The sequence below is a fragment of the Micavibrio aeruginosavorus genome (genome assembly GCF_051245535.1).
Classification (GTDB): Bacteria; Pseudomonadota; Alphaproteobacteria; order Micavibrionales; family Micavibrionaceae; genus Micavibrio; species Micavibrio aeruginosavorus_D.
Map to the genome: position 1 here is coordinate 1,664,702 of NZ_CP195303.1, position 13,910 is coordinate 1,678,611.

The following is a 13,910-nucleotide window of genomic DNA, read 5'->3' on the forward strand; positions in this document are numbered from 1 at the left end:
CCCGGTTGCGCCATACGCGTCCGGGCCGTGCCGGGACTTTGGGGGTGGATATGGCCACCTGACCCCGACAATTCCAATTGTCCCACATTTTCCAAAATCAGTCAATTTTGGGATGGCCCGTTTTAAGGCCCGTACAGCCCCGTGGATGGGGGTGTCTGCGGCAACCATACCAACCGGGGCCGAGATTGCAAAATTGAAGGCGTTAAATCGGGTCTTAAATGGGGTCTGGTCCAAAAGAAAACCCCCGGATTGCGTCCGGGGGTGAAAACTGGGGGATTACGAAAATAAAACCCGCTACATGATCGCCTCCGGCATTGCGTGTGGATGGGACAAAAAAGGACCAGACAGTTCAACCCCTCTATTAAGCCCTGCCCACCGAGATAGCGTCAGGGTGACCTAGCGTCCCTCTGATTGGCCATGCCGCATATCCGTAGCATGACCACATGAAATCAGATTTACAAGCATTCTCTGTTGAAGTTAAACCCGGCCAAAGCGGATGGATTCAATTATTTCCGGCAGGGCGTTTCACTGGCTATGACGGGCGCGGTCCGTTTGAGCTGAAAAATCCTGCCGCCGTGATCGCCGCCAGCATCCGTCCAAAGACGGACCTGTTTATCGACAGGGATCACCAGACCGTCTTCATGCCACGCGGCACGGAAATCACGGCGGCAGGTTGGATCAAAAAAATGGAAGCGCGTGAAGACGGCGTTTGGGCATTCGTGGAATGGACTGAAAAAGCCACCGCACAACTGGCCGCCAAAGAGTACCGCTACATCAGCCCCGTTTTCAAAACCAATCCGGCAACAGGCGAAGTCCTGCAAATCATGCACGCCAGCCTGACGTGCTTCCCTTGCCTCGAAATGACGGCTGTTGCATCAGCCGACATCCACCGTTCCCAAACCACCCAATCTCAAGAGGAGATGAAACCAATGGACGAATTTGTGAAGAAACTTGCCGCATTGCTGGGGCTGGCCGAAACAGCCACGGGCGACGAAGTCGTGGCGGCCCTGACCGAACGCCTGCAAAACCTGAATGCGGCGAGCGCAGAAGTTTCTGACATCCGCAAAACCTTGAAGCTGGACGCCAAAGCGGATGCAAAGACCGTCTTGGAAACCATGTCCGCCCTGATCGAAGTCGGGCAGTCCAAAAAACCGGACGCTTCGGAATACGTTCCGATGTCCGTTTTCAATGATCTGAAAGGCGAATTGGCCCACCTGAAAAAATCGCAGAGCGACCGCGATGCCACCGAAGCCGTTGATGCGGCAATGAAGGCCGGGAAAGTTTCACCGGGGCAGAAAGCGTGGGCGATGGAATATGCCAGCGCCAATCTGACCGGGTTCCATAAATACATTGAAACCGCCCCCGTTATCGTGGCTCCGGGATCATCCGCTCCCCAAGGTCAGATCGAAACCGCCAGCGCAAAACCTAGCGATGAAGTTAAGGCCGCTTGGCAAGCAATGGGCGTGAGCATCGAAGACGCCGAGAAGCATTTGAAAATTCAAACCGGCACCAATCAGTAAAACACCAACCCTTTTAAGAAGGAAAGAACATTATGCCTTTGAGCAAAGATCGCGACACCCTGCAAAAGAACGACGACAAACTGCATAGCGGACCCGTTGCCGCCGCCACAACCATCTATGCAGGCGCATTGGTGGCACTGGATGCCAGCGGAAACATCGTTCCGGGCACAACCGCGACCACCTTGAAATTCCCCGGTCGCGCCGAAGAGTACGTCAACAACAGTGCAGGTCTTGCAGGTGACAAGAAAATCACCTTCAAGAAGGGCGTGTTCCAATACGCCAACAGCGCAGCAGGCGATGAAATCACCCGCGCTGACATCGGTAACAATTGCTACATCGTTGACGATTCCACAGTGGCAAAAACCAACGGCGCGAACACACGCTCTGTCGCGGGCAAAATCATGGACGTAGACGCTGGCGGCGTCTGGGTCAAGTTCGACTAATCACCCCTTAAATCCAGAAAGAAGGATTCATCCGATGAATATCAATCGTCAAAACCTTGAAGGCGTTCGTGCTGGCTTTACGAGCTTGTACACTTCCGCATTAAGCTCTGCCAAACCGCAATGGTCAAAAGTTGCGATGGAAGTGAACTCCACCAGCGCCGAAGAAAAATATGGATGGCTGGGTTCCAGCACACGCTTTAGCCCGTGGCTCGGTGAACGTGTTCTGCAAAACTTGAAAGAACACGATTTTGCGATCAAGAATGTCGCATTTGAAAATACCGTGCCCGTTCTTCGCGACAACATCGAGGACGACAAGCTCGGCACATACAAACCCATGTTTGAGATGCTGGGTCATGACGCCGCAATGCACCCGGATGAACTCGTTTTTGGACTGTTGAAAAACGGCTTCTCTAAACTTTGCTATGATGGACAGTACTTCTTCGATACCGATCACCCGGTTTTGGATGAAAACAAAATTGCACAGTCTGTCTCCAACTTCGGGGGCGGCGCTGGTGCGGCGTGGTTCCTGCTGGACGTATCAAAACCTGTGCGCCCGATTATCTTCCAAAAGCGTCGCGGATACGAATTCGTTGCGATGGATGATCCGAAAGACAGCAACGTCTTTAATCGCCGCGAGTTCGTTTACGGTGTCGATGCGCGCGTAAATGCGGGCTATGGCCTGTGGCAGTTGGCCTACGGCTCCAAGCAAACGCTGGACGAAACCAACTACGGTTCAGCACGTGCGGCAATGCAAAGCTTCAAAGGCGACAATGGCCGTCCGTTGAACGTCACGCCGAACCTGTTGGTTGTTGGCCCATCCAACGAAACCGCCGCACGCAAACTGCTGGCAGCAGAGAACCTTGCAAACGGCGAAACCAACATCCACCGCAACACCGCCGAAATCCTGGTCGTGCCGTACCTGTAAAGGTTCGGTTCAACCACCCCTTCAACAAGCCCTTATGAGGTAAACAATATGGCCAAAAAACTTCAAGTCGTCGCCCGTGGTGACAGCTTCCGTCGTGCTGGTTTTGAATTCACCAGCACACCCACCCTTCTGGACCCTGACAAATTGACCAAGGCCCAGATCGAAAACCTTAAATCCGAACCGCGCCTTGTTGTGGTTGAGGTTGAGGTGAAAGACGAAAAGTCCGCCAAGACGGAAACCGGGAAAAAAGACCCCGCCGACGATGGCAAAAAAGATGCCGCTGGTGACGAAACAAAAACGCCGCCGGACGGAACCACCGCCCCGAAGAAATAACCCTCCCCTGACCTGAACCCCACAGGGGGCCGCCAATCCGGGCGGCCCCCATCAGAGAAAAGCAGACATGAACTACGCCAGCAAACAAGACCTGATTGATGCCTTCGGTGAAGTCGCTCTGATTGAGCTGACTGATCGCACCGATGAAGGCGTTATTGATGATGTCGTGTTGGCCCGCGCGTTGGATGACACCGATGCCGAGATCGATTCCTATGTCAGCGCACGCTATGACGTGACCCTTGCGCGGGCCGCCGCCGTATTGCGTTCCAAAGCCGCCGATATTGCATTCTATAAATTGCACCGCGACCGCCGCACGGATGAGGTTCGCCAGTCTTACGAAGACGCCATCCGATTCCTGCGCGACATTCGCGGTGGCCTTGCCAATCTGGACATTGCCGGACAACAGGCCCCATCCGCCCCAGCCGATGCGCGTGTTGAAGGCCCCGACCGCATGTTTAGCCGCGACAGCTTGAAGGGATTCTAAGCATGACCGATGGCATCACCCTTAAACCGGAAGGCATGGAGCAAATCAAGAAGGCTCTCGCCCGCTTGAGCGATAAAGGCATGCGCCGCGATTTGCTGGACCAGATCGGCGCGAAGGGTGTTTCGCAAACGCAACAGCACTTCAACGATCAGGAAAGCCCTGACGGTGTGAAGTGGCCGAAATCACTGCGAGCCATAGAAGCCAAGGGCGAAACGCTGAAAAAATCCGGTCGCCTGTTTTCGTCAATCACCCACAACGCCACCAGCACGGGCGTCGAATGGGGAACCAATGTGGTCTATGCCGGCATTCACCAATTCGGCGGCGACATCAAGCCGAAGACGAAAAAGGCATTGGCCTTTCGCATCGGCGGAAAGTTTATTCGCGTGAAGAAAGTCACCATACCAGCACGTCCGTTCTTGGGTTTGAGCGACAAAGACCGAAACGGCATTGCGGATGTTGTTGAAGATTGGGTACAGGGGGCATGGCGATGAGCGATCAGGAAGTACAAATTTCGCAGATTGAAGATGCCATCGTTCAAACCATTCTTGCCGCACAGGGAGACGGTGGTCTTGGCTACAAGCTGAAGACCGTCAAAACATACGGCGGGGAATTCGGCGACAGCATTGACGACGCCGTGAAGAACTTCCCGGCCGCGCTCGTGATTTTTTCCGGCGCGCAACCGTCACCGAATGGCGGGACACAATCACGCACCCGCATGATTGCAAAGTTTGGTGTGATCTGTGGCGCAAAAAACCTGCGTAGCGAGAAAGCGTCACGCCATGGTGATGCGAACACGCCCGGCAGTTACAAGATTGTTTATGACATCTGCCGCCTTCTGCACAAGAAACGGCTTGGTTTGGCAATCGCGCCTTTTCAAATCACCGCCATTGATCCGCTTTATAACGACAAGAGCAACAAACAACTCGCGTCCATTTATGGCATCGAAATCCAAACGGAATTTGATCTGATTGAATTCTTCGCCGATCCCGCTGATCTGGACGATTTCAAAACCTTCCATTCCGATTGGGACATTCCGCCACACGGCAATGTCGAAACCCCACTTCCTGCCGACGACACGGCGGATGCAACCGACCATGTAACATTGGAGACCTAAGCCATGAATCCCAACCTGCCCCGCATCTATGTCGTCCCGAAAAAAGGGATCGTTGTGGTTGATCTTGAAACAAACCGCCCGATTCCCGCTGAAGGCGCGTTGGTTTTGGACAGCCGCTACATGCGCCGCCGCATTCGCCAAGGAGACGTCACCGAAACTGCGGTACCGGACCCGTCAAACACCGCCAAGAAAACCCAAAAGAAGGAGGGCTAACCCATGGCTGGCATCAGCTTTAATCTTATTCCCAGCGACATTCTGGTACCGGGTCAATATATCGAAATTGACAATAGCAATGCGTTAAGCGGCTTGGTTGGCATGCCGACCAAAATCCTGGTCATCGGCCAGAAATTGGCCAGCGGCACACAGGCACCATTGCAACCCGTTCTGGTGACGCGTGAAGATCAAGCCCGCCAGATGTTTGGTATTGGCGCGCAGATTACACACATGCTGGAACGTGTCTTAAACGTGGATGGACTGATCCCCGTTTACGCCATCGCCCAAGAAGATGATGCCGCTGGCGTTGCCGCCACAGGTGCCATCACCTTCGCTGGCCCCGCCACGGCCGCTGGGACAGTGAACCTGTGGATTGGTGGTCGACGCATCCGCGTGGCCGTAGCCGCAGCACAGACGGCCGCCCAAATTGCAACGGCCATCACTGCAACAATCAACGCAGAAACCGACCTCGTCGTGACGGCGGCGGTTGACGGCGTTGATACCAGCAAAGTGAATCTGACCGCCAAAAACAAAGGCGAGTGCGCCAATGATGTTGATATCCGCTTCAACTATTACCAAGATGAGCGATTCCCGTCTGGCGTGACGGCCACAATCACGGCCATGAACGGCGGGTCCGGCAACCCGGATGTTGACGATGTCATCAATGCCATCGGCGATGAATGGTACACCGATTTCATTATGGCCTATACCGACTCGGCCAACATCGTTTTGATGGAAACTGAACTGGCTGACCGCTTTGGCCCCATGCGAATGACTGACGGCCACCTGTTCGCAGGCTTATCCGGCACGCATGCGGAACTTGTGACAAAATCGTCCGCCCGCAACAGCCCACACTTGTCTTGGATGGGCGTGAAGAAGGCACCAAACCCGCCTTATGAATGGGCGGCGACCTTAGGTGCCATTGCCTCATATCAAGCAAAGATTGACCCCGCCCGTCCCTTGCAAGCCCTCCCCATGACGGGATTGCTGGCACCGTCCATTGAGGATCGATTCACCACTGAAGAGCGGAACATTCTTCTGGCCAACGGCGTATCCACATTCTGTGTCACCAGTGGCGTGAATGTGATTGAACGGGTTGTCACGACCTACCACCAAAACAGCTTTGGTGCCGCTGACCGTTCTTATCTGGATGTTGAAAGCCTTAAAACGCTTTCATTCATCCGGTATGACACCCGGACATTTATTGCGGTCACATACCCACGCCACAAGCTGGCTGACGACGGTACGAACTTTGCCCGTGGTCAGGCGGTTGTAACGCCCTCGGTTATTCGCGGGAGTCTGATTGCCCGCGCGCGACTGTGGGAAGAAAACGGACTGGCGGAAAACATTGACCAATTCATTCAGGATTTGATTGTCGAACGGGATACAACCGACCGCTCCCGCGTCAATTCGCTGATCCCGATTGACATCATCAATGGCTTCCGCGTCTTCGCGGCGAACCAGCAATTCCGCCTGTAACAATCATTCAAGAACAGGAGCATCACAGAGATGACCGACAGACAACTTCATGGCCTCGCCACCTTACGCATCAATGGTCAGGTGTACGAAAGTCAAGACGCTACACTGACGCCGGGTGGAATCAAAAACCATCCGCGCATGGTAGGGAAAAAGTTTTTCTTCAACCAATCCTTTGAACCGTCCACCTGTGTGGTGAAGATCGCAAAGATTAAGGGCCTGTCCCTGAAATATTTGCAATCTCTGTCCGGTGCAGAAATTCAGTTTGAGTCAGACGCTGGTGAAACATACATCATGCGAAATGCCGCACAGGTTGGCGACATCACCATGACAGGCGGCGCAGATGGCGGCCTTGTGGAACTGACATTCAACGGCGAAGAAATTGAGGAGATGGTTCGATGAGCAATGAAGACCTGATCTTAGTCGAGGACGAAATAAATGAGCAACCCTCCGAAACTGGAACCATCATCAGCGAAGATGATCCGGCTGACCAAGCCACTGAAGATCAATCGGATAAATTCAAAGGCCGCGTTACGAAGGATGGTGAAAACATCATCGTAAAACTGACATATCCGAAAGAATATCGCGCACGAAAAAATGGCGTTGAAGAAAAAAGAACGCTTTCTGAAGTCACGTTCCGTCCGATGAATGGGAGCGACATTCAGAACACCGCTTCGTTCCGAGATGAAAACGAACGCGGCATTCGTGTTCTTATCCGAATTTCCAACATCACAGAAGCCCTGTTTCAGATTATGGACGCCCGTGACATTCGCTTCTGCAGTGAGGCGATTGAACATTTTTTGTCGGATGGCCCGTGAATGGTGAAGATTTAATTGCGGCGGTAGCCAGCAATTTTCACTTTACCGAAGCCGAAGTGATGGGAATGTCGGCCACCCGTCTAATATTCTGGAACCAACAGGCGAAAAAAATCCATGAGCGGACGCAGTCTTAACCTCAAGCTGATCCTTGAAGCCGTAGATAAAATGACCGCCCCCATCAATTCCATGATGGGAAAATTCCTTTCATCCATGAAAAAGATGCAGGACGCCGCAAAAAAGGTTTCGGAAAGCATGACAAAAATCGGCGAGAGCATGCGGAAGGTGGGCGGCGACATGACGCTGTCAATATCCGCACCTCTCGCCGCCATTGGCACCATGGCTGTCAAACAATCCGCCAACTTTGAAAAGCTGAAGGCATCACTGAAATCCGTCACTGGATCACAGGAAGCGGCAAACGCGGCCTTTGACGATATGTTGGCATTCTCCACATCAACCCCCTTCCAGTTGGAAGAGGTCATGGGGGCCTATATCAAACTGAAAGCGTTAGGACTGGACCCATCACGCAAATCGCTGGAGTCCTTCGGCAACACCGCCTCCGCCATGGGCAAGAGCCTTGACCAGTTTATTGAAGCCGTCGCGGATGCATCAACCGGGGAGTTTGAACGCCTGAAAGAATTCGGTATTAAAGCCCGCACCGAGGGCAACAAAATATCTTTTACATTCCAAGGTCAGAAAACGACCGTAAAGAACAACGCGGAAGCCATTCAAGGGTATCTGCGTAGCATCGGCGAAGTGAAATTCGCAGGCGCTATGGAAGAGCAGATGAAAACCATGAACGGTGCGTTTTCAAACTTCTCCGACAGCGTTTCAACATCCCTTGCAAAAGTCGGCGATGAGATCATCCGCAATCTTGATTTGAAAGAATTCACAATCGGGGTATCAAACCAGATTGCGGCATTGGCAGACGCGTTTAAATCCCTGCCGGAGCCGATGCAAGGATTTATTATCAAAGGCGGATTGATCCTCGCGATCGTGGGGCCGCTGATCGCGATTCTGGGCCAATTCGTCATTGGCATGGCCAGCATGGTTATTGCCATGTCTTTTGTTGCCCCCGCCTTCATCCCGATCATCGCCGGACTGAAAGCCTTGGGCATTGCCTTTTTAACCACCCCGTTCGGATGGTTTGTCGCGGGCGTCATGATCGTCGCAGGAGCTGCCCTGCTGATTTATAAAAACTGGGGGCGCATTACAACATTCTTCGGCGGCATCTGGGGCGGCATCAAGAAGGCATTCGCGGATGGCGTTGCGGCCGTCATGGACTTTTTAAGTCCACTGATTAACGCAATCAATTTTGTCCGAGACGGCATCGGGAAGGCAAAAGCCTTTATGACCGGGACCAGCAGTGTCGGAGGCACAGACAGCCCACAGGCCAGCACATCGGCTCCATTCATTGCCCCTGCACCGATGGGTGGCATGCAAGTCAATCAAAAGGTTGATACGGGTGGAACACTGCGGATCAAGATTGATGCCGATGGCCAAGCCCATCTGGTGGAATCACGTCCGAATGACCGCCGCATGGAATACGCCACCGACACCGGGTTGTTAATGGGGGCCATGTAATGGTTGACCTGTTCCGTGATCTTCGCCCAGCTTCCTTTCGCGGCATTTCATTTATGGTGGAATCCGATGAGAAAGTGTTTGGCCGCAGTGTCATCACCCATGAATTTCCCGGTCGCGATGATCCGGGCCATGAAGACATGGGCGCGAAACCGGATCGCTTTTCCGTTGAAGCCATTATTGGTGGCGAAAACTACCTTGCTGATGCCAGCGCATTTGAAACGGCCCTGAAACAAAAAGGCCCCGCAACCCTGATCCACCCGTATTACGGCGAGATCACCGTGATTGTGGTGGGCGATGTAAGACGCCGCCATTCATCCAACGCAGTTGGTGAGGTCGCCTTCAGCGTGCCGATGGAGAAGTATTCTCCCGTATCCACACCCATGGCCGCATCAAACACAGCGGAAGGGTTGCGCGTTGCAAGCGATGCAGGGTTTGCGGCGGCCCTGTCAGACTTCACCCGCCAGTTTCGCAACAGCGGCATTCCTGACTTTGTGTCGGCAGATTCTATCAACCGTAACACCCTCTTTACAGAGGGCTTAAACACGGCCTTAAGTCGCGCTGGTATCACCCAAGCCTTCCCAGTTCTGGATGTGTTGAAAGGCGATTATGCACAATCGGCCATTGATGCATATAAAACGATCATGAATCTGGCCGCGCCGCGCAAGACCCCGGTGATTGGGCAGGCCACAACCAGCGCAGCAGCTGACGGACAGAACGTATTAAATGCTTTGAGCCGCGCCGCCGATCAAAGTGTGCTGGATACCATTCCCGCCACGACCGCAAGCCGATCCATCCGGGCACAAAACGCGCAGGCACTGGATTATTTCCACCGCCTATCCACCCTGTCGGCCGCCACCGGGTCCGTGCGCTACATGAACTTTGAAAGCCGTGAAGATGCGGCAGCCATTCGCAATCAAATCGGCACGAGCCTTTCGACCCTTCGCGATCAAGTCGGAGCGGCCGGGTGGGATGATTCCTACCGGGCCATCGCCGATATGCAGGGTGCCGTCAACCGCGACATCAGCGTCCGCATCGGTCGTCTGCCGCGCACCATTCGCATCCGCCCCACATCCATCAGGTCATCCCTGTCGTTGGCCAACCGCCTTTATGGGGATAATCCGGCCGATCTGTTGAACAAGGCATCCGATCTGGCCAGCCGCAATACGGTACGCCACCCCGGATTTGTGCCCGCTGATAATCTGGAGGTTCTGATCGATGCAAACTGATCCAGAATTTGTCCTGAACATCGACGGCCGTAAATGGACTGTTTGGCAAACAATCAGCCTATCCCGGTCCATTGAACGCATGGGCGGCAGTTTCAACGTGACGCTGGCCCAAAAGCCGGAAGAAGGTTTTCTGTCCACAGCAATGAAAATCGGCCTTCCGGTTCAGGTGGAGATCGACGGCCAGACGGTGCTGGATGGCTGGATTGATGATGTGGACCACAGCTACGATAAATCGTCCGCGCAAATCTCCGTTACGGGCCGCGACAAAACAGGCGACCTGATCGACTGCGCCGCCAGCGTTGATGGCCCATTTGAATTCACGGGCCTGAAACTTGAGAAGGCGATTGAAAAGGTTCTGGCCCCGTACAAAATCCCCCTGACCGTGAATGCGGATACAGGCGCGGCGTTTTCACGCATTGCCATTCAGCCGGGCGAAACCGTCCACGCATTCATTGACCGAATCTGTCGTTTCCGCGCCGTACTACCCGTATCAGACGGCATCGGCGGCTTAGTCCTGGTCAAACCCGGTAACGAGAAATCACCGGGCCGTTTAATCTATGGCGCCAACATCCTGCAAGGCCGTGTTGCGATGAAGGGAACGGAGCGTTTCAGCCTGTATGTGTTGAAAGGCCAGTCCGAAGCGTCCGACACCAGCAGTGGCGATGACATTGTTGGTGGCGAAGGTCGTGCGAAGGATGAACTGGTGACGCGCTATCGCCCGACCGTCATCACGGCGGAAAGCCAAGGCTATACCCAGACCCTGCAGGAGCGTGCGGAATGGCAGCGCAATGTCAGCCGTGCCCGTGGCAACACCGCAACCTATACCGTGGCAGGATGGTATGCCGACCCGGATGCAAAAACCCTATGGAAACCAAACACCCTTGTGCGCGTGGATGACCCGGCCCGTACCCTTAACCGTGAAATGCTGATCACTTCGCTGACGTTTGAACGCACACGTCAAAACGGCACCAGAACCACGCTTGAGTTGGCCGTGCCGGAAGCCTTTGAACTGGTCGCCGAAGTGGACCCGAAAGCAGACGATGATCTGGTGGGGGAAAGCTGATGAATAGTTTTGAAAGCGCCCTTAAAGGAATTCGGCAGCGCATCTATCTGATCGTCGGCCGCGCAGTTCTGGCCGCTGTAGATGACGGCGGGAACCATCAGCGCGTCCAATTTAGCGCCCTTAAAGGTGAAGTTAAAGGCAACGTTGAGCGGGCACAGGAATACGGGTTCACGTCCGTGCCCATGTCCGGCGCACGGGTGATTTTTCTATCCATGGGGGGCAACCGTGACCACCCGGTTGCCATTTCCGTTGACAACCCGGCCCTGCGACCCAAGGGACTTCAAGCTGGTGAAGTGGCTATCTACACCGATGAAGGCGACACCATCATCTTGAAGCGCGGGAACACGGTTGAAATCACCACCCAGAACCTGATCGTCAAGGCATCGGAAAAAGCCCGGTTTGAAACCCCGCAGCTCGAAGTGACCGGGAACATCATCGACAACGTCGATAGTGGCGGCCAGTCCATGAGCAATATGCGCGAAACCTATAACATCCACGTCCACCCGGAAAACGATGGCGGTGGACCGACCAACCAGCCCAATGAGCAGATGGGCGGTGGAGCATGAAGCTGGTCGTAACAGAAAGCGGCATGATCGATCTGGGCGCAGGCGAAGGCGGGTTGTTGAAAGAAGACAGCCTGACCACAGCTGTCATCATCAGCCTGATGACAGATCGCCGCGCAGAGCCGGACGACCGCCTGCCGGAAGATGACGGCCGCACCCGTGCAATCCCGCTGGACCGTCGCGGTTGGGCTGGTGACGCGCTTGCAACGGATAGCCGCCGGATAGGTTCTCGTCTGTGGCTTCTCGTCCGTGAAAAGCAAACAGAAGAAACCCGCCGCCGGGCGATTGAGTATGCCCGCGAAGCCCTGCAATGGACAATTGATGACGGCATCGCCAGCCGCATCACCATAACGGCCGAATGGGGACAGATCGGCAGGCTGAATATGCAGATTGTCATTTACCTGATTGATGGCGCTGTGTTCAGCACGACCGTCAACGATGTATTAAAAGGGGACGCCTATGCCGTATAAACGCGACACGCCTGCGGATATTAAGCAACGCATCGAAGCAGACATGGCCAGCGCATCCCCTGCTGGCGATGTGAAATTGCGCTGGTCAGTTGAATCCGTTTTTGCCGGGGCCATCGCCATGGTTGCCCATCTGATCTATGGCTATATCGACTGGCTGTCGCGGCAAATCCTGCCCGATACGGCAGAGGATGAATTCATGGTCCGTCATGCCAAGATCTGGTCACTGACCCAGAAAGGGGCAACAAACGCCACAGGTCCCATCATCTTCACAGGCATCAACGGAAGCACCGTTACGGCCGGAGCCATCCTGAAACGTGCAGATGACGTTGAATACGTCTTGAATGCCGATGTAACGATTGCGGCCGGAACCGGAACCGGAACGGTAACGTGCCAAACAGCAGGCGCGGCCGGGAACGCCATTGCGGGCGTGAAATTGACCCTGACCAGCCCGGCACCGGGAATTCAGTCCGAAGCGACCGTTGCGGCAGAGGAATTAAAACTGGGTGTCGATCAGGAACGTAACGAGGCCCTGTCCCTGCGCGTTCTGGAACGCATTCAACAACCCCCACATGGTGGGTCCGCCCACGATTATATTGCATGGGCCAAGGAAGTGGCGGGCGTAACCCGTGCATGGTCTTACCCAGAACAATACGGGCGCGGCACCGTTGGCGTGACATTCGTGATGGATGAAAATACCCCCACCATCATTCCGATCCCGGCGGAGGTAACCACCGTCCAAAATCATATTGATGGCGTCCGCCCGACCGGGGCCGATGTAACGGTCTTTGCCCCGACCGCCGTTCCCGTGGATTTTGAAATCAACATCACCCCGAACACGGAGGCCGTTCGCGCGGCGATTGCGGCCGAGGTTGCCGACCTGTTCCAGCGCGAAGCCCAGCCGGGCGGGACCCTTTACATCTCACGCCTGCGCGAAGCGGTCAGCATTGCGGCGGGCGAATATGACCATGTTCTGGTGGCCCCGGCCGCCAACGTGGTGATGGGTTTTGGCCAGATGCCCGTTGTTGGCACATACACATGGGATACCGTGTAATGGATCGTAAAGCTTACCTCAGCCTCATCTTCGACCTGTTACCCGTTGGTTATGCATGGGTCCGCGACATGAAATCCATGACGTCCCGCGTTCTGGACGTTGCGGCCGCAGAATTTGCCCGCATCCATTTTCGTGCCGAAAACCTGATTAACGAAGCCGACCCACGCACCGCCAGTGAATTGCTGACGGATTGGGAACGCGTCTGTGGCCTGCCGGATACCTGCACGGCGACCGCAACGACCTTGCAAGAGCGCCGCAACGCCGTGCATCAAAAGTGGACCAGCCGGGGCGGGCAATCGCCCAAGTACTGGAACGAGGTCGCCAACCGCCTTGGGTACACCATTGATGTGACAGAATACCGCCCGTTCGTTTGTGGCCTGTCTGAATGCGGACTTGGTGAAATTGAAGGACCGGAATCCACAATCGTGATTGGCCTGACCGATGATCCACTTATCCGGTTCTTCTGGCGCACTCTTGTAAACGGCCCCCGCGTCACATGGCTTGAATGTGGCACGGGTGAATGCGGCATCGACCCTCTCGCCAAAATTACAACCGCCGAAGATTTGGAATGCCAACTCCGTCGATTGAAACCAGCCCACACCGAACTGATTTTCGCTTACGAATAAAGGA

Annotated in this window: 18 protein-coding genes; all 18 read left to right on the forward strand. The window is 54.7% G+C overall.

Going from position 1 to position 13,910, the window contains the following annotated elements:
- Positions 1-443: 443 nt before the first annotated feature.
- Positions 444-1,520, forward strand: a complete 1,077-nt coding sequence (locus tag ACSC94_RS08015) for a phage protease (RefSeq protein ID WP_435640323.1) — start codon at positions 444-446, stop codon at positions 1,518-1,520.
- Positions 1,521-1,552: 32 nt separating this feature from the next.
- Entirely contained in the window at positions 1,553-1,963 is a 411-nt protein-coding gene (locus ACSC94_RS08020) for a hypothetical protein (RefSeq protein ID WP_435640324.1), read from the forward strand.
- Positions 1,964-1,997: 34 nt separating this feature from the next.
- Complete coding sequence (locus ACSC94_RS08025) at positions 1,998-2,888, forward strand: Mu-like prophage major head subunit gpT family protein (protein WP_435640325.1); 891 nt, start codon at positions 1,998-2,000, stop codon at positions 2,886-2,888.
- 48 nt (positions 2,889-2,936) lie between these two features.
- Entirely contained in the window at positions 2,937-3,221 is a 285-nt protein-coding gene (locus ACSC94_RS08030) for an HI1506-related protein (protein ID WP_435640326.1), read from the forward strand.
- Positions 3,222-3,288: 67 nt separating this feature from the next.
- Entirely contained in the window at positions 3,289-3,705 is a 417-nt protein-coding gene (locus ACSC94_RS08035; protein WP_435640327.1) for a gp436 family protein, read from the forward strand.
- Between the two features lie 2 nt (positions 3,706-3,707).
- Complete coding sequence (locus ACSC94_RS08040; protein WP_435640328.1) at positions 3,708-4,196, forward strand: phage virion morphogenesis protein; 489 nt, start codon at positions 3,708-3,710, stop codon at positions 4,194-4,196.
- Positions 4,193-4,819 (forward strand): DUF1834 family protein, encoded by a 627-nt coding sequence (locus ACSC94_RS08045; RefSeq protein ID WP_435640329.1) that lies wholly within the window; start codon positions 4,193-4,195, stop codon positions 4,817-4,819. Before ACSC94_RS08040 ends, ACSC94_RS08045 begins: the two co-directional genes overlap by 4 nt.
- Positions 4,820-4,822: 3 nt before the next feature.
- Complete coding sequence (locus tag ACSC94_RS08050) at positions 4,823-5,032, forward strand: DUF2635 domain-containing protein (protein ID WP_435640330.1); 210 nt, start codon at positions 4,823-4,825, stop codon at positions 5,030-5,032.
- Between the two features lie 3 nt (positions 5,033-5,035).
- Positions 5,036-6,511, forward strand: a complete 1,476-nt coding sequence (locus ACSC94_RS08055) for a phage tail sheath subtilisin-like domain-containing protein (protein WP_435640331.1) — start codon at positions 5,036-5,038, stop codon at positions 6,509-6,511.
- 30 nt (positions 6,512-6,541) lie between these two features.
- Positions 6,542-6,910, forward strand: coding sequence for a phage tail tube protein (locus ACSC94_RS08060; protein ID WP_435640332.1), 369 nt, complete (start codon positions 6,542-6,544; stop codon positions 6,908-6,910).
- The gene (locus tag ACSC94_RS08065; protein WP_435640333.1) at positions 6,907-7,326 is read left to right on the forward strand and encodes a hypothetical protein; all 420 of its coding nucleotides are present in this window, start codon (positions 6,907-6,909) and stop codon (positions 7,324-7,326) included. The genes ACSC94_RS08060 and ACSC94_RS08065 overlap by 4 nt, the downstream gene beginning before the upstream one ends.
- A 114-nt stretch (positions 7,327-7,440) precedes the next feature.
- On the forward strand, positions 7,441-8,907 hold the full coding sequence (locus ACSC94_RS08070; RefSeq protein WP_435640334.1) for a tape measure protein: 1,467 nt from the start codon (positions 7,441-7,443) through the stop codon (positions 8,905-8,907).
- A complete protein-coding gene (locus ACSC94_RS08075) occupies positions 8,907-10,133 on the forward strand; it encodes a DNA circularization protein (RefSeq protein WP_435640335.1) in 1,227 nt (408 codons plus the stop codon). Before ACSC94_RS08070 ends, ACSC94_RS08075 begins: the two co-directional genes overlap by 1 nt.
- A complete protein-coding gene (locus tag ACSC94_RS08080; RefSeq protein WP_435640336.1) occupies positions 10,123-11,196 on the forward strand; it encodes a phage baseplate assembly protein in 1,074 nt (357 codons plus the stop codon). Before ACSC94_RS08075 ends, ACSC94_RS08080 begins: the two co-directional genes overlap by 11 nt.
- Positions 11,196-11,762, forward strand: coding sequence for a phage baseplate assembly protein V (locus ACSC94_RS08085; RefSeq protein WP_435640337.1), 567 nt, complete (start codon positions 11,196-11,198; stop codon positions 11,760-11,762). The genes ACSC94_RS08080 and ACSC94_RS08085 overlap by 1 nt, the downstream gene beginning before the upstream one ends.
- Positions 11,759-12,229: a phage GP46 family protein gene (locus tag ACSC94_RS08090; RefSeq protein ID WP_435640338.1), complete on the forward strand. Its 471-nt coding sequence runs from the start codon at positions 11,759-11,761 to the stop codon at positions 12,227-12,229. The genes ACSC94_RS08085 and ACSC94_RS08090 overlap by 4 nt, the downstream gene beginning before the upstream one ends.
- A complete protein-coding gene (locus ACSC94_RS08095; protein ID WP_435640339.1) occupies positions 12,219-13,280 on the forward strand; it encodes a baseplate J/gp47 family protein in 1,062 nt (353 codons plus the stop codon). Before ACSC94_RS08090 ends, ACSC94_RS08095 begins: the two co-directional genes overlap by 11 nt.
- Entirely contained in the window at positions 13,280-13,906 is a 627-nt protein-coding gene (locus ACSC94_RS08100) for a YmfQ family protein (RefSeq protein WP_435640340.1), read from the forward strand. Before ACSC94_RS08095 ends, ACSC94_RS08100 begins: the two co-directional genes overlap by 1 nt.
- The last annotated feature ends 4 nt before the right edge of the window (positions 13,907-13,910 follow it).

Bases quoted from the DNA above. Each gene is read 5' to 3' on its own strand.
- ACSC94_RS08080 (WP_435640336.1), top strand. From the start codon at position 10,123: ATGCAAACTGATCCAGAATTTGTCCTGAACATCGACGGCCGTAAATGG.
- ACSC94_RS08075 (WP_435640335.1), top strand. From the start codon at position 8,907: ATGGTTGACCTGTTCCGTGATCTTCGCCCAGCTTCCTTTCGCGGCATT.
- ACSC94_RS08090 (WP_435640338.1), top strand. From the start codon at position 11,759: ATGAAGCTGGTCGTAACAGAAAGCGGCATGATCGATCTGGGCGCAGGC.
- ACSC94_RS08085 (WP_435640337.1), top strand. From the start codon at position 11,196: ATGAATAGTTTTGAAAGCGCCCTTAAAGGAATTCGGCAGCGCATCTAT.
- ACSC94_RS08040 (WP_435640328.1), top strand. From the start codon at position 3,708: ATGACCGATGGCATCACCCTTAAACCGGAAGGCATGGAGCAAATCAAG.
- ACSC94_RS08020 (WP_435640324.1), top strand. From the start codon at position 1,553: ATGCCTTTGAGCAAAGATCGCGACACCCTGCAAAAGAACGACGACAAA.
- ACSC94_RS08060 (WP_435640332.1), top strand. From the start codon at position 6,542: ATGACCGACAGACAACTTCATGGCCTCGCCACCTTACGCATCAATGGT.
- ACSC94_RS08045 (WP_435640329.1), top strand. From the start codon at position 4,193: ATGAGCGATCAGGAAGTACAAATTTCGCAGATTGAAGATGCCATCGTT.
- ACSC94_RS08030 (WP_435640326.1), top strand. From the start codon at position 2,937: ATGGCCAAAAAACTTCAAGTCGTCGCCCGTGGTGACAGCTTCCGTCGT.
- ACSC94_RS08050 (WP_435640330.1), top strand. From the start codon at position 4,823: ATGAATCCCAACCTGCCCCGCATCTATGTCGTCCCGAAAAAAGGGATC.
- ACSC94_RS08015 (WP_435640323.1), top strand. From the start codon at position 444: ATGAAATCAGATTTACAAGCATTCTCTGTTGAAGTTAAACCCGGCCAA.
- ACSC94_RS08025 (WP_435640325.1), top strand. From the start codon at position 1,998: ATGAATATCAATCGTCAAAACCTTGAAGGCGTTCGTGCTGGCTTTACG.
- ACSC94_RS08100 (WP_435640340.1), top strand. From the start codon at position 13,280: ATGGATCGTAAAGCTTACCTCAGCCTCATCTTCGACCTGTTACCCGTT.
- ACSC94_RS08035 (WP_435640327.1), top strand. From the start codon at position 3,289: ATGAACTACGCCAGCAAACAAGACCTGATTGATGCCTTCGGTGAAGTC.
- ACSC94_RS08070 (WP_435640334.1), top strand. From the start codon at position 7,441: ATGAGCGGACGCAGTCTTAACCTCAAGCTGATCCTTGAAGCCGTAGAT.
- ACSC94_RS08095 (WP_435640339.1), top strand. From the start codon at position 12,219: ATGCCGTATAAACGCGACACGCCTGCGGATATTAAGCAACGCATCGAA.
- ACSC94_RS08055 (WP_435640331.1), top strand. From the start codon at position 5,036: ATGGCTGGCATCAGCTTTAATCTTATTCCCAGCGACATTCTGGTACCG.
- ACSC94_RS08065 (WP_435640333.1), top strand. From the start codon at position 6,907: ATGAGCAATGAAGACCTGATCTTAGTCGAGGACGAAATAAATGAGCAA.